Here is a 21886-nt window from a genome sequence, read left to right on the forward strand (position 1 = left end):
CGCGGGTCGCTGCATGTCCGGAAGATCTTCCGGTCCCGGTCCGCGCGCTGTACGGGTCTTCCGGCCGGGCGGTACCCTGACGCCATGCTTTCGCTCGTTCGACGCCGCCACGTGGACTTCGTCCGCGTCACGAGCATGGGCTGTCGACGCTCCCGCTGAGCCCTCCCGGCTCCCTCCGAGCCGTCCGGCCCCCCGTGGTCCGAGCTTCTCCCCGCGCCGTCCCGGCGCCCCCCTGCGCGGTCACCGCCGCCCCCTCCCGCCCGCTCCACCCGAGCGGCTCCCGTCAGCTCTCGCCGAGCCCGTACACCCCGCGGACACCTCATGACGCACGTATCCACCCCCGCAGTGACGCCCCCCGCCCACCGGCAGCTCCCGATCATCGACCTGTCCGCCGCCGACCGCGGACCCCGCGCGCGGGCCCTGCTGCACGCCCAGCTGCACAGCGCCGCCCACGACGTCGGCTTCTTCCAGCTCATCGGGCACGGCGTGACCCGGCAGGAGACCGACCTGCTGCTGACCGCGATGCGGCGGTTCTTCGCCCTGCCGGAGGCCGAGCGGCTCGCCCTCGACAACGTCCACTCCCCCCACTTCCGCGGCTACACCCGCACCGGCGACGAGCGCACCGGCGGCCGGCGCGACTGGCGCGACCAGCTCGACATCGGCGCCGAGCGGCCGGCCCGGGTCCCGGGCCCCGGGGAGCCGGCGTACTGGTGGCTGGAGGGGCCCAACCAGTGGCCCGCGTCGCTGCCGGAGCTGCGCACGGCCGCGCTGCACTGGATCGAGCGGCTCAGCGCGGTCGCCGAGCGGCTGCTGCACGAGCTGCTCGCCTCGATCGGCGCGCCCGCCGATTTCTACGACCGCGTCTTCGGCGAGCGGGCCCACCCCCAGCTGAAGCTGGTGCGCTACCCCGGGACCGCCGGGGACGGCGCCGACCAGGGCGTCGGCGCGCACAAGGACTACGGCTTCCTGACCCTGCTGCTCCAGGACGAGGTGGGCGGGCTCCAGGTGCAGCGCGAGGACGGGCAGTTCCACGACGTCCCGCCGATCGAGGGCGCCTTCGTGGTGAACCTCGGCGAACTCCTGGAGGTCGCCACCGACGGCTACCTGCTCGCCACCAACCACCGCGTGGTCTCGCCGCCCGGCGCGGTGGAGCGCTACTCGGTGCCGTTCTTCTACAACCCGCGCCTGGACGCGCGCGTGGAGCCGCTGCCCTTCCCGCACGCCCCGGCGGCGCCCGGCGTCACGGACGACCCGGCCAACCCGCTGTTCGCCGAGTACGGCTACAACGAGCTCAAGGGCAAGCTGCGCGCGCACCCGCTGGTCGCCCGGCGGCACCACGCGGGGCTGCTGACGCCGGCGTGAGCCGGCCGCCGGGCGGGGACCGCTGACCGGCCGCCGCTCTCAGGGTGTGCCGGGCGGCTCGCCGAGCGCGTCGCCGTAGAGGCGGAACAGGCGCAGCCCGGCCCGTCCGTCGGTGTCCGTCCCGCCCAGGCGTTGCCAGCAGTCGGCGGTGAGGCGTCGTGCGTGGGCGCCGGGCCACGGCTGCGGCAGCAGTTCCGGCGGGAGCAGCGGGTCGGGGTCCATCGCCTTGGTGAACGCGGCCGCGAGTTCCACGGCCATCGCCAGGCGCCCGGCTGCCGCGCTCCCCGTGCCGTCGCCCCCGGCCGGCGCGGCCAGCCGGGTCAGACAGTGCTGCGCGAAGGCGGTGAGCCGTTCGTAGCGGGTGGCGATCTCCCGCAGGGGCCACAGTCCGGCGGCCAGGGCCGCGGGGTCGGTGAGGGTGCCCACGCGCAGGTCGGTGCTGGTCAGGAAGGTGAGGGAGTCCAGGACGCCGAGGCGGCGGGCGTGGGCCTCGACGATGTCGGCGACGGGGTTGGCGGTGACGTAGAGGCCGCCCTGGAGGGGGGCCGCTCCGAGGTGGAGGAGGGTGTCCCGCAGGGCGTCGCGGGTGGTGCGCCGTGCTTCGGGAACGGCGAACGCGAACAGGTGCCAGACGCCGTCCCAGGGGGCGTGCCCGGCGTCCTGCCGGTAGGCGTGGCGCACGTACGCGGCGTCCGGTGCGAGGGCGCCGGTGGGGTCGGCGACGGACCGCAGGACGGCCTTGCGCCCGCGGCCCTCCTGGGTGAACCGGCCGTCGGCGACGAGGCGTTTGACACACAGGCGCACCTGTTGGTCGGTCATGCCCAGCAGGCCCGCGACGCCGTACAGCTCGGCGGCGTCGACGGTGCCGTCCTCCCGCACGAGGGCGTGCACGAGCAGCCGGGTGGGCACCTCCGGCCGGGGAGGGCCGTCCGCTCCGGTACCGGTGGCGGGTGTGCCGGCGGCCGTCATCGCCCGTCCCCTCCGGTGCGGTCCGCCCCGGTGACGGGCCGGTACATGGTCGTCACCGCGCCGAACCCCAGCAGGCGGCGCAGGTAGGGCGTCCGCTCGGTGCGCCGGGCGACGTAGCCGTGCCGTTCGTACAGGGCCCGGGCACGGGGGTTGGTGTCGATGACGTCCAGGCGGACGCGCCGGCATCCGTTCTCGGCGGCGACGGCGGCGACCTGCTCCAGCAGGAGGCTGCCGATCCCGCGGCCCCGGTGGCGCGCGTCCACCGCGATGCCGTCCATGACGAGTTCCGCCTCCTCGGGGGTGCGTTCGAACAGGGCGAGTACGGCGAGCCGGGGCAGGCCGCGCAGGACGCCGTAGGCGGACAGGACGTCCGGCACGTCACCGCCGGTCAGCGCGCGCCCGCCGAGACGGTACCCCGCGACGCCGACCACCTTGCCGCCGGCCAGCGCGGTCACGCCACGGTCGTGGTTCAGGTGGGCGGCGATGAAGGCCCGCCCGGTCTCCGGGGGGTCGAGGGCCGGGCCGAGCTTGCGGCCGAACGCGTCCCAGTAGAGCGCGGCCACCTCCCCCTCGGCCCCCTCGGGCACACCTCGACGGCACGTGACGGCCCCGGTCCGCGCGTTCGTGGGCTCCATGGTCCTGCTCCCCCTGCCTTCCCGGTCACCTTGCACTATCGATTCTAGTACGTTCATTCTTCATACGAGCGTTTTTAAAATGAACGATAGATCGGAGCGGTCCGGTGCTGGGACGACGGAAGACGGTCCGCGCGCGGCGCGGGCGGGGGTACCTGCTGTGGACCCTGGTGGGTGCCCTGCTCGTGGCGGGCGGGCTCAGCGGGGTGGTGGTGTGGCAGAACACCTACGACCTCCGTGAGGAACGCGTGGTGCTGCGGCACCACGGCCACCGCCTGGAGGGGGTGCTGGCCCGCCCGCCCGCGGGCGACGGGCCGTTCGGGCTGGTGGTCTTCGTGCACGGGGACGGGCCCGTGGACGCGACCCACGACACCTTCTACCGGCCCCTGTGGGAGGCGTTCGCGCGGGCGGGTTACGCCTCGCTGTCCTTCAGCAAACCGGGGGTGGCCGGCTCGGAGGGCGACTGGCTCGGCCAGAGCATGGACGACCGCGCCGAGGAGACCCTCGCCGCGGTCGCCTGGGCCCGCGGGCGTCCCGGGATCGACGGCCGGCGCATCGGACTGTGGGGCGCCAGCCAGGCCGGCTGGGTCCTGCCCAAGGTCGCCGCGAAGGACCCGCGCATACGTTTCGTCATCGCCGTCTCCCCGGCCGTCAACTGGCTGCGGCAGGGCCGTTACAACCTGCTCGCCGAACTCCACCGGGACGGCGCCGGCAAGCGGCGCGTCGAGGAGGCGATGCGCCGCCGCGAGACGACCGTGCGCCTGCTGAGGAGGGGCGCGACCTACGCCGAGTACCGCGCGGCGGTCGGTGCCCCGGACGGCGTCACGCCCGCCCGCTGGCGGTTCATCTCGGCGAACTACACCTCCGACGCGGTCGCCGACCTGCGCGCCATGAGGGGGACCCCCGTCCTGCTGGTGCTGGCCGGCCACGACGTGAACGTGGACGTCACGGAGACGCAGGCCGTGTACCGCGAGGTGCTTCCCGCCTCCACGCTGAGCGTCCAGCACTACCCGGACGCCACGCACTCGCTGGTCGACCACGCCACCGAGCGCTCGTCACTGCGGCTGACCGCGACCGCCGTCCTCGCACCACGGAAGCTGTACGCGGCGGGATTCCTCGACCGCCAGACCCGCTTCCTGCGGGAGGCCGGCGCGAGCAGGGCGGACGCGCCGACGTCTCCCGGGCGCTGATGCGTGACCGGCGGTGCCACGGGCCCGCACCGCCGGTCACGACAGCCGCTCGGGGAGCGGGATCAGGACGCGATGTCCGCGTACCCCTCCACCTCGCGCGGGTCGCGCGGGCCCGGGCCCATGTAGCGGGCGGACGGGCGCACCAGGCGGCCCGTGCGCTTCTGCTCCAGGATGTGCGCCGACCAGCCCGCGGTGCGGGCGCAGGTGAACATCGAGGTGAACATGTGCGCCGGGACCTCGGCGAAGTCCAGGACGATGGCGGCCCAGAACTCGACGTTCGTGGCGAGGACGCGGTCGGGGCGGCGGTTGTGCAGCTCCTCCAGCGCGGCCTTCTCCAGCGCCTCGGCGATCTCGAACCGGGGGGCGCCCAGCTCGCGCGCGGTGCGGCGCAGGACGCGGGCGCGGGGGTCCTCGGCGCGGTAGACGCGGTGCCCGAAGCCCATCAGGCGCTCGCCCCGGTCCAGGGCCTGCTTGACGTACGCCTCGGCGTCGCCGGTGCGCTCGATCTCCTCGATCATGCCGAGCACGCGGGAGGGGGCGCCGCCGTGCAGCGGGCCGGACATGGCACCCACGGCGCCCGAGAGGGCCGCGGCGACGTCGGCGCCGGTGGAGGCGATGACGCGGGCGGTGAAGGTGGAGGCGTTCATGCCGTGCTCGGCGGCGGACGTCCAGTAGGCGTCCACGGCGGCCACGTGCTTGGGGTCGGGCTCGCCCCGCCAGCGGATCATGAACCGCTCGACGACGGACTGCGCCTGGTCTATCTCGCGCTGCGGGACCATGGGCAGGCCCTGGCCGCGGGCGGACTGGGCGACGTAGGACAGGGCCATGACGGCGGCGCGGGCTAGGTCGTCACGGGCCTGGTCGGCGTCGATGTCCAGGAGCGGTTTCAGGCCCCAGACGGGGGCGAGCATGGCCAGCGCGGACTGCACGTCCACGCGGATGTCACCGGAGTGGACGGGGATGGGGAACGGCTCGGCGGGCGGCAGGCCGGGGTTGAAGGCGCCGTCCACGAGCAGGCCCCAGACGTTGCCGAAGGAGACGTGACCGACGAGGTCCTCGATGTCGACGCCCCGGTAGCGCAGGGCGCCGCCCTCCTTGTCCGGTTCGGCGATCTCGGTCTCGAATGCGACGACTCCCTCGAGCCCGGGTACGAAGTCGGACATCAGGCGGCTCCTCGTGAGGTGAGTGACAGGTGGTGCGTCCGGTGGGACGACCAGGTGTCGGGCGGCTGGGGAGGGTGAGGAGCCCTTGGATCCGCGGTCGTGTCCCGGCTCGCGGTCCTGGGCGCCCACCCCTGTGATGCCCCGTGCGGTCGGCGGTCACCCCACCGGCACGGCACCAGCACGATATCCCCGGAGTGCCACCTTTGGGGAGCCCCCGCGGCACTCAGTGCCATCACGGGCGGGCCGGTGGTCCTCCGGTCCGCGGACCGTCCGTACGGGCGGACCATGCGGCAAGATGACCATGTGAGCGACCGAGACGCCGTCCCGTACGATCCCGCCGCCGAACCCGCGCCCGATCCCGCGTCGATGCGCAAGCAGTACCGCGCCGAGGGCCTCGACGCGTCCAACCTGGCCGCGACGCCGGTGGAGCAGTTCGCCCGCTGGTTCCGGGACGCGGCCGTGGAGGCCCACCTGTTCGAGCCGAACGCGATGGTCGTGTCCACGGCCGACGCCGAGGGCCGGCCCAGCTCGCGCACGGTGCTGCTGAAGCAGTTCGACGAGCGGGGCTTCGTCTTCTACACCAACTACGACTCCCGCAAGGGCCGCGACCTCGCCGAGAACCCCCACGTCTCGCTGCTGTTCCCCTGGCACCCGATGGCCCGGCAGGTCGTCGTGCGGGGCGTGGCCGCCCGCACCGGGCGCGACGAGACCGCCGCGTACTTCCGGACCCGGCCGCACGGCTCCCAGCTGGGCGCCTGGGCGAGCGCCCAGTCCACGGTGATCGCCTCGCGCGAGGGCCTGGACGCGGCCTATGCCGAGCTGGAGGCCCGCTACCCGGAGGGCGAGCAGGTGCCCGTGCCGCCGCACTGGGGCGGCTTCCGGGTCACACCCGAGCGCGTGGAGTTCTGGCAGGGCCGCCTGAACCGCCTGCACGACCGCCTGGCCTACGTCGCCGAGCCGACCGGCGGCTGGCGGGTGGAGCGGCTGAGCCCCTGAGGTGCCGTGGAGGCCGGCGACCATCCCGGCCGGCCGCCGTCTCAGGCCAGGGTCGTGTCCAGGAGGGCCGCCCATTGCGCCACCACGCGGGCGCGGCGGGTCGTGTCGTCGGTGAGGAGGTTGGCGAGGCCCAGGCCGCGGGCCATGTCCAGCAGGCCCTGGACGGTCTCGCGCACGCCGGGGCGGGACTCGTCGGCGCCGAGCAGCTCGACGGCTATGCGGTGGGTCTCGCGGCCCACGCGGGCCTCCAGCTCGGTGACCCGGGGGCGCAGCTGCTCCTCGTCGGAGGCGGCGACCCACAGGTGCAGGGCCGCCCGGAACAGGGGGCCGGTGTACAGGTCGACCAGGGCGGCGACGACCGCGCGCCGGTCGCCGGCCGCGCCCTGCGGGAAAAGGGCGCGCAGGGCCGTGGAGCGTTCCTCGGCGACGTACTCGACGGCCGCGGTGAACAGGTCCTCACGGGTGCGGAAGTGGTGCTGGGCGGCGCCCCGGGAGACACCGGCGCGCTCGGCGACGACGGAGACCGTGGAGCCCGCCCAGCCGCGCTCGGCGAGGCAGGCCACGGCGGCCTCCAGGAGCCGCTGCCGGGTGGCGCGGCTGCGGTCCTGCTTGGGGAGGCGCTCCGCGCGCGCGTCGGCCGTCGCGGCACCGGTCGTGGTGCCGGTCGAGGCACCGGTCACAGCACCCATGGGGGATCCCGTCGTTCGAGGAAGGCCGTCATCCCCTCGCGGGCCGGCGGGGAGGCGAACAGCCGGGCCGAGAGCGCGGTCAGGGCGGCCGCGTCCCGGTCGAAGGTCTCCAGCACCCTAGTCGTGAGCAGTCGTTTCGTCTCGGCCAGGGCTTCGGGCGCGGAGCGCCGCAGCCCGTCGAGGACGGGGTCGAGGACGGCGTCCACCTCCTCGCCGTCGCCCGCGGCCGCGGTGAGCAGGCCGGCGCGGGCCGCCTCGACGGCGTCGAAGCGCTCGCCGGTGAGGTAGTAGCGGGCCAGGGCGCGCGGGTCGACGCGGTCCAGGAGAGTCAGCGAGATGACGGCCGGGGCCACGCCGATGCGCACCTCGGTGAAGGCGAACGTCGCCGCGCGGGACGCGACCGCGATGTCGCAGGCGGCCAGGAGGCCGAGGCCGCCCGCGCGGACGTGGCCGGTGACCCGCGCGACCACCGGCCGGGGCAGTTCCACGATCCGGCGGAGCAGGTCCACGAGCGCGTCGGGGTGCGGCGGGTCGCGCAGGTCGGCGCCTGCGCTGAACGTGCCGCCGGTGTGGGTGAGGACGACGGCGCGGACACCGGGGTCCTCGGCGCAGTCGGTGAGCGCTCCCGCGAGCTCGGCGACGAGCGCCGCCGAGAGGGCGTTGCGGTTGTCCGGTGAGTCGAGCGCGAGGGTCTCCACGCCCCGCGCGCGGCTACGGCCGATCAGTGTCATGTGTGCTCCCTGAGCTGCCGGCGCAGGATCTTCCCGGACACGGCGCGCGGCACGGCGTCGATGAAGGTGACGCGGCGCACGCGCTTGTACGGGGCGACCCGCTCGGCGACGTACATCATGACCTCGCCCTCGGAGAGGTCGGCGGTGGTGGACCGGCGGACCACGAACGCGTGCGGCACCTCGTTGCGGTCGTCGTCGTGGGCGCCGATGACGGCCGCGTCCGCGATGCCCGGGTGGGTGAGCAGCAGCGCCTCCAGCTCGGCCGGGGCGACCTGGAAGCCCTTGTACTTGATGAGTTCCTTGACCCGGTCGACGACGAACAGCCAGCCGTCCCGGTCGACGCGGCCGACGTCGCCGGTGTGCAGCCAGCCGTCGGGGTCGATCATCGCCGCGGTGGCGTCGGGGCGGCCCAGGTAGCCCTTCATGACCTGCGGGCCGCGGATGAGGATCTCGCCCGCCTCGCCGACGCCGAGGTCCTCGCCGGGGTCGTCGAGGGAGACCACGCGCATCTCGGTGCCGGCGATGAGCTTGCCGACGGTCCCGGGCGGGGCCTCGTCCATGGCGGCCAGCGGGACGACGTGGGTGCCTGGGGACAGCTCGGTCATGCCGTACGCCTGGCCGACCGGCGGCAGGCCCAGCCGCTTCCCGCAGGCGGCGGCGAGGTCGGCGTCCAGGGGTGCGGCGGCGCTGATGACGTACCGCAGGGACGACAGGTCGTACTGCGCGACCGCCGGGTGCTTGGCGAGGGCCAGCACGATCGGCGGTGCCACGTACAGCCCGGTGATGCGGTGGGTCTGGATCGCGGCGAGGAACGGCTCCAGCTCGAAGCGCGGCAGCACGACGACCGTGGCGCCCTGGCGCAGCGGTGCGTTCATCAGCGCGGTCAGCCCGTAGATGTGGAAGAACGGCAGCACCGCGAGGATGCGGTCGTCCGGTTGCGCGGGGATCGCCGGCTCCAGCTGGGCGAGGTTGGTGGCGATCTGCCGGTGGGTGAGCATCACGCCCTTGGGGACACCGGTCGTGCCCGAGGAGTACGGCAGGGCCGCCACGTCCTCGACCGGGTCGATGTCGGGCCGGGGCTCGGGGGCGCGGGAGGCGAGCATGTCGATCAGCGAGCGGTGGCCGGGCGCGCTGTCGCAGACGAACACCTCCTCGACGCCGCCCGCGAGTTCGGCCGCGCGGCGGGCCGTCGCCAGCAGCGGGGAGACGGTGACGATCCACCGGGCCCCCGAGTCGCCGAGCTGCTTGGCGAACTCCTCGGGCGTGCACAGCGGGTGCACGGTGGTGACCGAGGCGCCCGCGCGCGTGGCCGCGTAGAAGGCGAGCGGGAAGGCGACCGTGTTGGGGCTGTGCAGGGCCAGTACGTCCCCCTTGCGCACCCCGGCCTCGGCGAGCGCGGCGGCCACCCGGCGGTGGAAGCGGTCGACCTGCTCGTAGGTGAGCGTGGTGCCGTCCGTGCCGTCGATCAGCGCCGGCCGGTCGCCGAAACCGGCGGCACGGCCCAGCACGGCCTCGTGGATGGGCAGGTCGACGGGTGGGACGTCTGCGTACTCGCTGCGGAACATCGGTTCCTCCTCACGCACGCCGGCGTGCGTCGTCAGTACGACTTGGGCAGACCGAGGGTCTGGTGGGAGACGTAGTTGAGAATCATCTCCCGGCTCACCGGGGCGATACGAGCCACGCGCGCGGCCGTTATCAGCCGGGCCAGGCCGAACTCGCGCGTCAGGCCGTTCCCGCCGAGGGTGTGCACCGCCTGGTCGACCGCCTTCACGCAGGCCTCCCCCGCCGCGTACTTCGCCATGTTCGCCGCCTCGCCCGCGCCGGCGTCGTCCCCCGCGTCGTACAGGTGGGCCGCCTTCTGCATCATCAGGCGGGCCAGCTCCAGCTCGATGTGGGCCTGGGCGAGCGGGTGGGCGATCGCCTGATGGGCGCCGATGGGGACCTTCCACACGGTGCGCTCGCGCGCGTACTCCACGGCGCGGGCCAGGGCGTGGCGCCCCATGCCGATCGCGAAGGCCGCCGTCATGATGCGCTCCGGGTTGAGGCCGGCGAACAGCTGGAGCAGGCCGGCGTCCTCGTCGCCCACCAACGCCTCGGCGGGCAGCCGCACGTCGTCCAGGACCAGCTCGAACTGCTTCTCCTCGCTGTGCAGTTCCATGTCGATCCGGCGGCGGGTGAAGCCGGGGGCGTCCCGCGGGACGATGAACAGGCAGGGCTTGAGGCGGCCGGTGCGGGCGTCCTCGGTGCGGCCGACGATCAGGGTGGCGTCCGCGATGTCCACGCCGGAGACGAACACCTTGCGGCCGGTGAGCAGCCAGTCGGCGCCGTCGCGGCGGGCCGTGGTCGTGATGCGGTGGCTGTTGGAGCCGGCGTCGGGCTCGGTGATGCCGAACGCCATCAGGCGGGAGCCGTCGGCGAGGGCGGGCAGCCACTCCCGCTTCTGGGCGTCGGTGCCGAAGCGGGCGATCACGGTGCCGCAGATCGCCGGGGAGACGATCATCATGAGCAGGGGGTTGCCGGCGGTGCCGAGCTCTTCGAGGACGAGGGAGAGTTCGGTGATGCCGCCGCCTCCCCCGCCGTACGCCTCCGGCAGGTTGACGCCGATGTAGCCCAGCTCGGCAGCCTGCCGCCAAAGGTCGCGGTTGGCGACGTCCCGGTGGCTATGGGCGAAGGCCGCTACCGCCTTGCGGAGGGCCTGGTGCTCTTCGGGTTCGACGAGGGTGGTCACGGTGGTCCTCCGGGTGCTGGTCGTGGGTGGCTGGTCGCGCTCGCGCGGCGGTAGCCGCAGATCGGTACTGCCCCGCGCCCCTACGGTTGGGTGCTCTCGACCACGGCCAAGAGGGTGCCCACCTCCACTTGCTGTCCTTCCGTCACCTGCACAGCCGTCACCGTCCCTGTCACCGGTGCGGAAATGCGGTGTTGCATCTTCATCGCTTCGAGCCACAGCAGCGGTTCACCGGCCCGGACACCCGATCCGGTGACGAGGCCGTCGGCGATCTTGACGACCGTGCCCGGCATCGGCGCGAGCAGGGAGCCGGGGGCCTGCTGGGCCGTCGGGTCGGGGAAGCGGGGCAGGGCGGTGAGGGCGGTGCCGTTGACCCAGACCCGGTCGCCGTGGCGGGCCACCTCGAAGCGGCGGCGCACGCCGTCCGTCTCCAGGACGACCGCCGAGGCGTCGACGTGGATCACCTGGACGCCGTCCGCCACCGGGCCGCCACGGGTGTGCCGGTAGCGCACCTCGTGCTCCTGGCCCGCCATCGCGTACCGCTTCACCTGCGGCTGCGAGGGCAGGTTGCGCCAGCCGCCGAAGCGGGAACGGCCGTGGCCGTCGGCGAGGGCCGCGGCGAGGGGGGCGAGCGGGTCGGCGGCGGGTTCGGTGAGCGCGGCCAGGTGGCGGTCGTAGAAGCCGGTGTCCATGCGCGCGGAGGTGAACTCCTCGTGGCGCAGGGAGCGGACGAGCAGGTCGCGGTTGGTGACGGGGCCGTGGATCGCCGTGCGCTCCAGCGCGCCGGCCAGTTTGCGCACCGCCTCCGCGCGCGTGGGGGCGTGCGCGATCACCTTGGCGATCATCGGGTCGTAGTGGACGCCGATCTCGTCGCCGTCGGTGCAGCCGGTGTCGAGGCGGACGCCGTCGGGGACGGCGAGGCGGTGCAGGGTGCCGGTCTGCGGGGACCAGTCGCCGGCCGGGTCCTCGGCGTACAGGCGGGCCTCGACGGCGTGCCCGCGCGCGGGGGGCGGCTCGGCGGCCAGGGGGGCGCCCTCGGCGATCCTGATCTGTTCGGCGACCAGGTCGAGGCCGAAAACCTCCTCGGTGACCGGGTGTTCCACCTGGAGGCGGGTGTTCATCTCCAGGAAGTGCGCGGTGCCGTCGGCGACCAGGAACTCGACGGTGCCGGCGCCCACGTAGTCCACTGCGCGCGCGGCGCGGACCGCGAGGGTGCGCAGTTCCTCGTCGAGCGCCGGGGTGAGCCCGGGGGCGGGCGCCTCCTCGATCACCTTCTGGTGGCGGCGCTGGAGGGAGCAGTCGCGCGTGCCGAGCGCCCACACGGTGCCGTGGGTGTCGGCGAGGACCTGCACCTCGACGTGGCGGCCGTGTTCCAGGTAGGGCTCGACGAAGACCTCGCCGTCGCCGAAGGCGCTCGCGGCCTCGGCGCGCGCGGCGTGCAGGGCGGGGTCCAGGTCGTCCAGGCGGCGCACGACGCGCATGCCGCGCCCGCCGCCGCCCGCGGCGGCCTTCACCAGCACCGGCAGGTCGGCCTCGGTGACGTGCTCCGCGTCGAGCGGCGCGATGCCCATGAGTGCCTTGGCGCGGGTCTTGGACGCCATGGCCTCGATGGCCTCGGGCGGCGGTCCGATCCACACCAGGCCCGCGTCGAGGACGGCGCGCGCGAAGCCGGGGTTCTCGGACAGGAAGCCGTAGCCGGGGTGCACCGCGTCGGCGCCGGCCGCGACGGCCGCCTTCACGATCAGGTCGCCGCGCAGGTACGTCTCGGCGGGCGCGGCGCCCGGCAGGCGTACGGCGCTGTCGGCCACGCGCGTGTGCAGGGCGTGCGCGTCGGCGTCGGAGTGCACGGCGACGGTGCGGATGCCCAGTCCGGCACAGGTGCGGAAGACGCGGCGGGCGATCTCGCCCCGGTTGGCCACGAGGACAGAAGTGATCACGTCAGGTCCCTCACATCCGGAAGACGCCGAAGCCGCCCCGCGCGCCTTCGTAGGGCGCGGTGTGGATCGCGGACAGGCACAGGCCGAGGACGGTGCGGGTGTCGCGCGGGTCGATGACGCCGTCGTCGTACAGCCGCCCGGACAGGAACATGGGCAGTGACTCGGACTCGATCTGCTGCTCCACCATGGCGCGCAGGCCCGCGTCCGCCTCCTCGTCGTAGGGCGTGCCCTTCGCGGCGGCCGACTGGCGGGCGACGATGGAGAGCACGCCGGCGAGCTGCTGCGGGCCCATCACCGCGGACTTGGCGCTGGGCCAGGCGAACAGGAAGCGGGGGTCGTAGGCCCGCCCGCACATGCCGTAGTGCCCGGCGCCGTAGGAGGCGCCCAGCAGCACCGACAGGTGGGGGACGCGGGAGTTCGACACCGCGTTGATCATCATGGCGCCGTGCTTGATGATGCCGCCCTGCTCGTACTCCCGGCCGACCATGTAGCCGGTGGTGTTGTGCAGGAAGAGCAGCGGGACGTCGCGCTGGTTGGCGAGCTGGATGAACTGGGCGGCCTTCTGCGACTCGGCACTGAAGAGGACACCCTGCGCGTTGGCCAGGACGCCGACCGGGTAGCCGTGCAGCCGGGCCCAGCCGGTGACCAGACTGGTGCCGTACAGCGGCTTGAACTCGTCGAAGTCGGAGGCGTCGACGATCCGGGCGATCACCTCGCGCGGGTCGAAGGGGACCTTGAGGTCGTCGGGGACGACGCCGAGCAGCTCCTCCGGGTCGTACTTCGGCGGCTCGGCCGGGCCGGGGTCGGGGTACGCCTTGCGGTGGTTGAGGCGGGCGACCACGCGGCGGGCCTGGCGCAGGGCGTCCGGCTCGTCGACGGCGAAGTGGTCGGCGAGGCCCGACACGCGCGCGTGCATCTCCGCGCCGCCGAGGGACTCGTCGTCGCTCTCCTCGCCGGTGGCCATCTTCACCAGCGGCGGGCCGCCGAGGAACACCTTGGCCCGCTCCTTGACCATGATCACGTGGTCGGACATGCCGGGGACGTACGCGCCCCCGGCGGTGGAGTTGCCGAAGACGACGGCGACGGTGGGGATGCCGGCCGCGGACAGCCGGGTCAGGTCGCGGAAGACGGCCCCGCCGGGGATGAAGATCTCCTTCTGCGAGGGCAGGTCGGCGCCCCCGGACTCCACCAGGCTGATCACGGGCAGCCGGTTGGCGAGCGCGACCTCGTGGGCGCGCAGGGCCTTCTTCAGCGACCAGGGGTTGCTGGCGCCGCCGCGCACGGTGGGGTCGTTGGCGGTGATCAGGCACTCCACGCCCTCGACCACGCCGATCCCGGTGACCAGGGAGGCGCCGACGGTGTAGTCGCTCCCCCAGGCGGCGAGCGGGGAGAGTTCCAGGAACGGCGTGTCCGGGTCGAGCAGCAGTTCGACGCGTTCGCGGGCGAGGAGCTTGCCCCGCGCGCGGTGCCGCCGCACGTACTTCTCGCCGCCGCCCGCGAGGGCCTTGGCGTGCTCGGCGTCGAGGTCGGCGAGCTTGGCGAGCATGGCCGCGCGGTGGGCTGCGTGGTCGGGGCCGCGGGTGTCCAGGGCGGACGGCAGGACGGTCACAGCAGGGCCTCCGGGATGTCCAGGTGGCGGGAGCGCAGCCATTCGCCGAGGGCCTTGGCCTGCGGGTCGAAGCGGGCCTGCGCGGCGACGCCCTCGCCGAGGATGCCCTCGACGACGAAGTTCAGGGCGCGCAGCCGGGGCAGGACGTGCCGGGTCACCGGCAGCGGAGCGGTCTCCGGCAGGAGCGCGCGGAAGCGGTCGACGGTCAGGGTGTGGGCGAGCCAGGACCAGGCCGCGTCCGTGCGGGCCCACACGCCCACGTTGGCGTGGCCGCCCTTGTCGCCGCTGCGGGCGCCGGCGACCAGTCCGAGGGGCGCCCGCCGGGTCGGCCCGCCCGGCGGCGGACCGGGCAGCGGCGGCTCGGGCACGTCCTCCGGTACGGCGCTGTCGGGGGCGGGCGCCACGGGGACGCGGCGCCCGTCGGGGAGGACGGCCACCTGCTCGACGGCGTCCTGCGGGACGTACGCGTCCTCGAAGACGCCGTACGGCGCGCCCTTGCCGGGCGGGGCCAGCACGTGGAAGCCGGGGTAGCTGGCGAGCGCGAGTTCCACCGCGGCCCCGCTCAACGCCCGGCCCACGGCCTGCTGGTCGGCGTCGCGCACGACGAGCCGCAGCAGCGCGCTCGCCGTCTCCTCGGTGGTGGCGTCGGGCCGGTCGGTGCGCACCAGCTCCCAGCGGGCGTCGGCGACCTTGCCGAGGGCGGGCGCGAGCTGGCGCCGTACGAGGGCGGCCTTGGCCTCGACGTCCAGGCCGGTCAGCACGAAGACGACCTCGTTGCGGAAGCCGCCGAGCCGGTTGCGGCCGACCTTGAGGGTGGGCGGCGGTGCCTCCCCGCGCACGCCCTCGATGCGCACCCGGTCCGGCCCGTCCTGGCGGAGCCGTACGGTGTCCAGCCGGGCGGTGACGTCGGGGCCCGCGTACCGGGCGCCCGCCGTCTCGTAGAGCAGCTGCGCGGTGACCGTGCCGACGTCGACGAAGCCGCCGGTGCCGGGGTGCTTGGTGATGACGGCGGTGCCGTCCTCGTGGAGCTCGGCCAGCGGGAAGCCGGGGCGGCCGACGTCGCCGGGCCCCTCGGTGAAGAAGGCGTAGTTGCCGCCGGTGGCCTGGGTGCCGCACTCCAGGACGTGCCCGGCGACGACGGCCCCGGCGAGCCGGTCGTAGGCGTCGGGCGGCCAGCCGAAGTGGGCGGCGGCGGGCCCGGTGACCAGGGCGGCGTCCGTGACCCGGCCGGTGACGACGACGTCGGCGCCCGCGCGCAGACAGGCCGCGATGCCGAAGCCGCCGAGGTAGGCGTGGGCGGCGAGGCTGCCGGGGTGGGCGGCGGTGAGGTCGTCGCCCTCGACGTGGGCGACGCGCAGGGGCACGCCGAGCCGCTCGGCCAGCTCCCGGACGCGGGCGGCGAGCCCGGCCGGGTTGAGGCCGCCCGCGTTGGTGACGATCTTCACCCGTTTGTCGTGGACCAGTCCGAGGCACTCCTCCAGCTGCCGCGGGAAGGTGCGGGCGTACCCGGCGCCGGGGTCCTTCAGCCGGTCCCGTCCGAGGATCAGCATGGTCAGCTCGGCGAGGTAGTCGCCGGTGAGGACGTCGAGCTCACCGCCGGTGAGCATCTCGCGCAGGGCGTCGGAGCGGTCGCCGTAGAAGCCGGAGAAGTTGCCGATGCGCAGGGTCACGCGCCGGCTCCCTTCGGCGGGCGGGCGGCGCCGGGCGGACCGGCGAACGCCTGGGCCAGGTCCAGCCAGCGGTCGGCGTCCGGGCCCTCGGCGCGCAGCGCCAGGTCGGCGCGGTGGGCGCGGCGGGTGACGAGGAGGCAGAAGTCGAGGGCGGTCCCGGTGACGCGCTGCGGGGCGTCCTCGGGGCCGTAGGTCCAGACGTCACCGCCGGGGCCGGTCAGGTCGAGCCGGAACGGGTCGGCGGGGGCGGGCAGGCCGTGCACGGTGTACGCGAAGTCGCGGGTGCGGTGGCCGAGCCGGGCGATGTGGCGCAGCCGGTCGGTGGGGGGCCGGGTGACGCCGAGGGCGTCGGCGATGTCCAGGCCGTGCGCCCAGGTCTCCATCAGGCGGGCGGTGGCCATGGAGGCGGCCGACATCGGGGGCCCATACCAGGGGAAGCGGGCGCCGGGCGGGGCCGCGGCCAGGGCCCTGCCGAGCGCGGCGCGGCCCTCGCGCCAGCGGCCCAGCAGGTCGGCGGGGGCGAGGCGGGCGCCGTCCTCGGCGCCCTCGTCGACGAAGGTGCCGGGCGCGGCGAGGGCCTTCTCCACCAGCTCCCGGAACGCCTCCTCGTCGGTGACCGCGGTGAGCGCCGAACGGTCGGTCCAGGCGAGGTGGGCGATCTGGTGGGCGATCGTCCAGCCCGCGGCGGGGGTGGGCAGCGCCCACTGCTCGGGTTCCAACTCCGCGACGAGGCGGTCCAGTTCGTCGCTCTCGGCACGCAGGTCGTCGAAGACGGGCGTCGGGTCGGCCATGGGGGGAGCATGGCAGCGGCACCAGAAACAAGCAAGCATGCTTGCATTAATTTGTGGAGCGGGAGTCCGCCCGCCGCGCGGGGCGGAGCGGACCCGCCGCGGCTCACGCCTCCGGCGCCACCACCGCCCTGCGCCGCCCCACCTGGGTGCGCACCGCGCCCATGCTGGCCACGATGACCAGGCCGATGGCGAGGGTCTGGGGCAGGCTCAGGGACTGGCCGAGGACCAGGAAGCCCGCGGTGGCGGCGAGGGCCGGCTCCAGGCTCATCAGGATGGCGAAGGTGGAGGCGGGCAGGCGGCGCAGGGCGAGCAGTTCGAGCGTGTACGGCATGACCGAGGAGAGCATCGCCACCGCGGCCCCCAGGCCCAGCGTCACCGGGTCGAACAGCTTGGTGCCGGACTCGGCCAGGCCCAGCGGCAGGAAGACCACCGCACCGACCGTCATCGCCAGCGCCAGACCGTCCGCCTGCGGGAAGCGCCGGCCGGTGCGCGCGCTGAAGACGATGTACGCCGCCCACATCGCGCCCGCCCCGAGCGCGAACGCCACGCCCGCCGGGTCCAGGTCGTCGAAGCCCCCGCCGCCCAGGAGGAAGACCCCGGCCAGCGCGAGCCCGGCCCACACCAGGTTGACCGCCCGGCGCGAGGCGAGCACGGACAGGGCGAGGGGGCCGAGAACCTCCAGGGTGACCGCGGGGCCCAGCGGGATGCGGTCAACGGCCTGGTAGAACAGGCCGTTCATCGCGGCCATCGCCAGACCGAAGACGACCACCGTGCCCCAGTCGGCGCGCGAGTGGCCGCGCACCTTGGGACGGCAGACCAGCAGCAGCACCACCGCCGCGACCAGCAACCGCAGCGCCACCACGCCGAGGGCGCCGGCGCGCGGCATCAGCGTCACCGCCAGGGCGCCGCCGAACTGCACGGACACCCCGCCGGCCAGTACCAGGCCGACGGGACCGAGGGTCGACCGGGCACCCGGGGCCGCCGGGGTGTGCGCCGACGTGGGTGCGGTGGAGGTGCTGGGCGTGGTCACGGGCGGTCCAAAGTCTAGGGTCGCGGCTCGGAGATCGTTCAGCGTGCTGCACTGCGAAGTCCAGGGTAGTGGACCTCGTCAGGCGTGTGAACCCGTTACGCAACTGTCCCGCATGGTGGACCGGCCCGCGCGCCGGGAGCCCGTTCAGCGGCGGCCCAGGTACAGGCCGAGCGCCGTGTGCAGCAGGCGGTTGAGGGGGAAGTCCCACTCGCCCAGGTACTCCACCGCCTCGCCGCCCGTGCCGGCCTTGAAGCGCAGCAGGCCGAGGAGGGGGTCGGACTCCTCCAGGGTGTCGGTGATGCCCCGCAGGTCGTAGACGGCGGCGCCCTCCTCGTAGGCGTCGCAGAGCATCCGCCACTGCAGCGCGTTGTTGGGCTGGACCTCGCGCCTGCGGGCGGTGGAGGCGCCGTAGGAGTACCAGACGTGCTCCCCGACGGTGAGCAGGGTGGCGGCGGCGAGGACCTCGCCGTCGTGGTGGGCGAGGTAGAGCCGCATCCGGTCCGGGTGCTCGGCGGTCAGGGCGGTCCACATCCGCTCGAAGTACGGCAGCGGGCGGGGCAGGAAGCGGTCGCGCTCGGCGGTCTCCCGGTACAGCTCGTGGAACACGGGCAGGTCCTCCCGGCCGCCGCGGACCACCTTCACGCCCGCCTGCTCGGCCTTCTTGACGTTGCGCCGCCACTGCTGGTTCAGGCCCCGGTGGACGTCCTCCAGGGTGCGGCCGGCCAGGGGCACCTGGAAGACGTGGCGGGGCTGGCCGGCGGCGAAGCCGTCCTCGCCGCCCTGCCGCGACGGCCGCCAGCCGGCCCGGCGCAGCCGCTCCGCCACCTCGGCGGCGCGCGGCTCGTACGACGTCGGCTCGACGTCACCCAGCCGGCGGGCGTCCGGGTCGGCGACGGCCGCCTTGACCGCGTCGGCGCTCCAGCGGCGCAGGACGACGGGCGGCCCCATCTTCACCGAGAAGGCGCCCCGCCCCTTCAGGTGGGCGAGCAGGGGGGCCAGCCAGCGGTCCAGGTCGGTGTCGAACCAGTCGATGACCGGACCCTCGGGCAGGTAGGCGAGGTACTTGCGCAGCCCGGGCAGCGGCCGCAGCAGGGCCAGCCCGGCGCCCACCAGGCGGCCGTCCGGCGTGCACCAGCCGAGGCTCTCCGCCCGCCACTCCCGCTTCACCTCGCCCCAGGCGGGGACCTGGAGGTGGCTCACGGAGGGCCGCTCCGCGACGAAGGCGAGGTGCTCGGCCCGGGACAGGGACCGGACGGACAGGGACGGGGCGGGCAGGGCGGCGGGCAGGGACATACCGGGATCTCCTTCGCAGGGCGGTTGCGACCACCGTAGGAGCCGGGCGGGGCGGAGCGCGCGACGAGACGCCCCCTGGGGGTGTCTCGTGGATCAGGCCGGACCAGGGAGTGCCGGACGCCGCGAGCCCGGCCTGATCGACGAGACGCCCCCTGGGGTCACGGCTCGTCCGGCAGGGCCTCCGCCAGCACCTCCACCAGGTGCCTGGCCCGCGCCCGGGACAGTTGCTCCACCTGGGTGCGGCAGGAGTAACCGTCCGCGAGGACCACCGCGTCCGGCGGGGCGTCCCGCAGCGCCGGGAGGAGCTGTTCGTCGGCGCAGGCGCGGGAGACCTCGAAGTGGCCCCGCTCGAAGCCGAAGTTGCCCGCCAGGCCGCAGCAGCCGCCGCTCAGCTCCCCGTCCAGCCCGGCGGCCTCGCGCAGCCGGCGGTCCGGGGCGTCGCCGAGCACCGCGTGCTGGTGGCAATGGGTCTGGCCGACGGCCGGACGGTCCACGCGGGGCGGCACCCAGGAGGGCGCGTACCGCTCCAGCGCCTCCGCGAACGTCAGCACGCGCGTGGCGAGGCGGGCAGCCCGCGGGTCGTCGGGCAGCAGCTCGGGCAGGTCCCCGCGCAGCGCCGCCGCACAGCTCGGCTCCAGGACGACGACCGGGGCGGCGGTCTCCAGCACCGGTTCCATCAGGTCCAGGGTGCGGCGCAGCACCGTGCGCGCGTGGTCGAGCTGGCCGGTGGAGACGTACGTCAGCCCGCAGCACACGCGCGCGTGACGGGCCGTGAGCAGGGCGAGCGGCGACCGGGAGCGGCCGTCGCCGACCGGCCGCCCGCGCATCCGCAGCGTCGGCGGCAGCGTCACGCGCAGCCCGGCCGCCTCCAGCACGCGCACGGCGGCCCGGCCGACCGGCGGTGACAGGTGCTCGGTGAAGGTGTCGGGCCACAGCACCACCAGCGGCCCGCCCCCATGGCTCCCGTCGGCACCCGCACTGCCCCCGCTCCCCCGCCCCGCCGTACGCCGCCACCACCGGCTGAACGTCTCCCCGGCCAGGCGCGGGACCGCCCGCTCGGGCGCCACGCCGGCCAGCCGCTTGGCCACGCGGGCCACCGGGCGTACGGCCGCGAGCGCGTTGACGAGCGCGGTCAGCCGGGCGCGGGACGCCCAGCGCAGCCACCGCGGGAGCCGGCCCAGGCTGTAGTGGGCGGCGGGGCGGCGCCGGCCGGCGTAGTGGTGGTGCAGGAACTCCGCCTTGTACGTGGCCATGTCCACCCCGACCGGACAGTCCGAGCGGCAGCCCTTGCAGGCCAGGCACAGGTCGAGGGCGTCGCGCACCTCCGGCGAGCGCCAGCCGTCCGTGATCAGCTCGCCGGCCAGCATCTCGTGCAGCAGCCGGGCCCGCCCGCGCGTGGAGTGCTCCTCCTCGCCGGTGACGCGGAACGAGGGACACATGACGCCCGGGCCGCCCGCCGTGGCCGTACGGCACTTGGCGACGCCGACGCAGCGCCGTACCGCCGCCGTGAAGTCGCCGCCGTCGGCCGGGTAGCCGAACACCACCGGGACCGGTTCGCGGGGCAGCGGCGCGAAGCGCAGCCCGGAGTCGAGGGGGGCGGGGCGGACCAGCATGCCGGGGTTGAGCAGGTCGTCCGGGTCCCAGACGGCCTTGGCCCGCTCGAAGAGGGCCACGAGCTCCGGGCCGTACATGCGCGGCAGCAGCTCGGCCCGCGCCTGTCCGTCGCCGTGCTCCCCGGACAGCGAGCCGCCGTGCGCGACGACCAGGTCGGCGAGGTCCTCGGAGAACCGGCGGAAGCGGCCGACGCCCGCCTCGCTCAGCAGGTCGAAGTCGATCCGGACGTGGATGCAGCCGTCCCCGAAGTGCCCGTACGGGGTGCCGCGCAGGCCGTGGGAGGCGAGCAGGGCGCGGAAGTCGCGCAGGTAGGCGCCGAGCCGGGCGGGCGGCACCGCGCAGTCCTCCCAGCCGGGCCACGCCTCGGTGCCGTCGGGCATCCGGGTGGCGGTGCCGCTCGCGTCCTCCCGGACGCGCCACAGGGTCCGCTGGGCGGCCGGGTCCGTCACCACCAGGGAGTCCAGGACGTCGGCCGCGCGCACGATCTCCTCCGCACGCGCGCGTGCCTCTCCGGCCGTCTCCCCGCCGGTCTCCACGAACAGCCACGCGCCGCCCCGCGGGAGGCCCGCCCCCGGCGGCACCAGGTCGGCCGCCATGCCCTCCACGGTGAGCGGGCGGTACGGCAGCAGCCCGGCCGCCGCCTCCGCCGCAGCGCCCTCGTCGCCGTACGCCAGCACCGCCAGGGCACGCGCGCGGGGCGCCTCGACGAGCCGTACGACCGCCTCGGTCAGGATGCCGAGGGTGCCCTCGGAGCCGCAGAAGGAGCGGGCGACGTCGGCGCCCCGCTCGGGCAGCAGGGCGTCCAGCGCGTACCCGGAGATGCGGCGGGGCAGCTCGGGGAAGCCGGTGCGCAGCCGGGACAGCTCGCCCTCCACCAGCGCCCGCAGGCCCCGCGGGGCCCCGGCCCAGTCCCGGCCGGGCCGCAGCCGCTCGCCGCGCGCGGTGAGCACGTCCAGCTCCCGCACGTTGTCCGCGGTGGTGCCCCAGGCCACCGAGTGGGAGCCGCAGGAGTTGTTGCCGATCATCCCGCCGAGCGTGCACCTGCCGTGCGTGGACGGGTCGGGGCCGAAGCGCAGGCCGTGCGGGGCGGCCGTCTCCTGGAGCCGGTCCAGGACGAGGCCGGGCTGGACGACGGCGGTGCGGGCGGCCGGGTCGAAGGAGACCAGGCGGTTCATGTGCCGGGTGAAGTCCAGCACCACGCCCGTGCCGGTCGCCTGCCCGGCGATCGAGGTACCGCCGCCGCGCGCCACCACCGGCACGCCGTGCTCACGGCACACCGCCAGCACGGCCGCCACGTCGTCGGCGTCCCGCGGCGCCACCACGCCCCGCGGGACCCGCCGGTAGTTGGACGCGTCCATGGTGACCAGCGCCCGGGCAGTGACCCCGAAGTCCACGTCCCCGCGCACGCTCCGGCGCAGCGCCGCCTCCAGCTCCGCGTGATCCGTCATGGGTCCAGCATGCCCAGGGCGGGCGGGTGTTCCTCGC

The 21886-nt window shown here is 75.0% G+C and carries 17 protein-coding genes; 3 read left to right on the top strand and 14 right to left on the bottom strand.

Translation table 11 applies throughout. The features are described 5' to 3' along the window. Nucleotides 1-321: 321 nt before the first annotated feature. Nucleotides 322-1362 (top strand): isopenicillin N synthase family dioxygenase, encoded by a 1041-nt coding sequence (locus tag E4U91_RS15430; protein WP_137307404.1) that lies wholly within the window; start codon nt 322-324, stop codon nt 1360-1362. A 39-nt stretch (nt 1363-1401) separates the two neighbouring features. Here the strand turns inward: E4U91_RS15430 and E4U91_RS15435 are convergent, their stop codons facing one another. Together E4U91_RS15435 and E4U91_RS15440 are read right to left on the bottom strand one after the other, a co-directional pair. After that, nucleotides 1402-2331 carry a PaaX family transcriptional regulator C-terminal domain-containing protein gene (locus E4U91_RS15435; protein ID WP_137307405.1) on the bottom strand — a complete coding sequence of 310 codons (930 nt, stop codon included), beginning with the start codon at nt 2329-2331 and terminating at the stop codon, nt 1402-1404. Then, nucleotides 2328-2966: a GNAT family N-acetyltransferase gene (locus E4U91_RS15440; protein ID WP_137307406.1), complete on the bottom strand. Its 639-nt coding sequence runs from the start codon at nt 2964-2966 to the stop codon at nt 2328-2330. The genes E4U91_RS15435 and E4U91_RS15440 overlap by 4 nt, the downstream gene beginning before the upstream one ends. A 104-nt stretch (nt 2967-3070) precedes the next feature. Here E4U91_RS15440 and E4U91_RS15445 point away from each other — a divergent pair, with 104 nt between their 5' ends. Then, a complete protein-coding gene (locus E4U91_RS15445; RefSeq protein WP_338326669.1) occupies nt 3071-4153 on the top strand; it encodes an alpha/beta hydrolase family protein in 1083 nt (360 codons plus the stop codon). Nucleotides 4154-4215: 62 nt separating this feature from the next. Here E4U91_RS15445 and E4U91_RS15450 read toward each other — a convergent pair whose 3' ends face one another. Continuing rightward, nucleotides 4216-5316: a citrate synthase 2 gene (locus E4U91_RS15450; protein WP_067234249.1), complete on the bottom strand. Its 1101-nt coding sequence runs from the start codon at nt 5314-5316 to the stop codon at nt 4216-4218. A 285-nt stretch (nt 5317-5601) separates the two neighbouring features. Here E4U91_RS15450 and pdxH point away from each other — a divergent pair, with 285 nt between their 5' ends. Next, entirely contained in the window at nt 5602-6312 is a 711-nt protein-coding gene (pdxH, locus tag E4U91_RS15455; RefSeq protein WP_137307407.1) for a pyridoxamine 5'-phosphate oxidase, read from the top strand. A 41-nt stretch (nt 6313-6353) separates the two neighbouring features. Here pdxH and E4U91_RS15460 read toward each other — a convergent pair whose 3' ends face one another. The 11 genes from E4U91_RS15460 to E4U91_RS15510 all read right to left on the bottom strand — a co-directional run bounded on the left by E4U91_RS15460 (nt 6354) and on the right by E4U91_RS15510 (nt 21849). Next, nucleotides 6354-7001: a TetR/AcrR family transcriptional regulator gene (locus tag E4U91_RS15460; RefSeq protein ID WP_174867803.1), complete on the bottom strand. Its 648-nt coding sequence runs from the start codon at nt 6999-7001 to the stop codon at nt 6354-6356. Next, on the bottom strand, nt 6989-7732 hold the full coding sequence (locus tag E4U91_RS15465; protein ID WP_137307408.1) for an enoyl-CoA hydratase family protein: 744 nt from the start codon (nt 7730-7732) through the stop codon (nt 6989-6991). Before E4U91_RS15465 ends, E4U91_RS15460 begins: the two co-directional genes overlap by 13 nt. After that, entirely contained in the window at nt 7729-9297 is a 1569-nt protein-coding gene (locus E4U91_RS15470; RefSeq protein ID WP_137307409.1) for a 4-coumarate--CoA ligase family protein, read from the bottom strand. The genes E4U91_RS15465 and E4U91_RS15470 overlap by 4 nt, the downstream gene beginning before the upstream one ends. Nucleotides 9298-9329: 32 nt before the next feature. Further along, nucleotides 9330-10460, bottom strand: a complete 1131-nt coding sequence (locus E4U91_RS15475; protein ID WP_137307410.1) for an acyl-CoA dehydrogenase family protein — start codon at nt 10458-10460, stop codon at nt 9330-9332. Nucleotides 10461-10540: 80 nt separating this feature from the next. Continuing rightward, complete coding sequence (locus E4U91_RS15480) at nt 10541-12394, bottom strand: acetyl/propionyl/methylcrotonyl-CoA carboxylase subunit alpha (protein WP_137307411.1); 1854 nt, start codon at nt 12392-12394, stop codon at nt 10541-10543. 10 nt (nt 12395-12404) lie between these two features. After that, nucleotides 12405-14003 carry an acyl-CoA carboxylase subunit beta gene (locus tag E4U91_RS15485; protein ID WP_137307412.1) on the bottom strand — a complete coding sequence of 533 codons (1599 nt, stop codon included), beginning with the start codon at nt 14001-14003 and terminating at the stop codon, nt 12405-12407. Continuing rightward, nucleotides 14000-15673, bottom strand: a complete 1674-nt coding sequence (locus tag E4U91_RS15490; protein WP_137307413.1) for an acyclic terpene utilization AtuA family protein — start codon at nt 15671-15673, stop codon at nt 14000-14002. Before E4U91_RS15490 ends, E4U91_RS15485 begins: the two co-directional genes overlap by 4 nt. Continuing rightward, nucleotides 15670-16464 (bottom strand): TIGR03084 family metal-binding protein, encoded by a 795-nt coding sequence (locus E4U91_RS15495; protein ID WP_137307414.1) that lies wholly within the window; start codon nt 16462-16464, stop codon nt 15670-15672. Before E4U91_RS15495 ends, E4U91_RS15490 begins: the two co-directional genes overlap by 4 nt. A 103-nt stretch (nt 16465-16567) precedes the next feature. Continuing rightward, nucleotides 16568-17494 carry an EamA family transporter gene (locus E4U91_RS15500; RefSeq protein ID WP_137307415.1) on the bottom strand — a complete coding sequence of 309 codons (927 nt, stop codon included), beginning with the start codon at nt 17492-17494 and terminating at the stop codon, nt 16568-16570. A 144-nt stretch (nt 17495-17638) separates the two neighbouring features. Then, the gene (locus tag E4U91_RS15505) at nt 17639-18787 is read right to left on the bottom strand and encodes a lipid II:glycine glycyltransferase FemX (protein WP_137307416.1); all 1149 of its coding nucleotides are present in this window, start codon (nt 18785-18787) and stop codon (nt 17639-17641) included. A 158-nt stretch (nt 18788-18945) separates the two neighbouring features. Further along, nucleotides 18946-21849 (bottom strand): FAD-binding and (Fe-S)-binding domain-containing protein, encoded by a 2904-nt coding sequence (locus E4U91_RS15510; protein ID WP_137307417.1) that lies wholly within the window; start codon nt 21847-21849, stop codon nt 18946-18948. Between the last annotated feature and the right edge of the window lie 37 nt (nt 21850-21886).

The sequence above is a fragment of the Streptomyces lasalocidi genome, from assembly GCF_005280215.1.
GTDB lineage: Bacteria > Actinomycetota > Actinomycetes > Streptomycetales > Streptomycetaceae > Streptomyces > Streptomyces longwoodensis.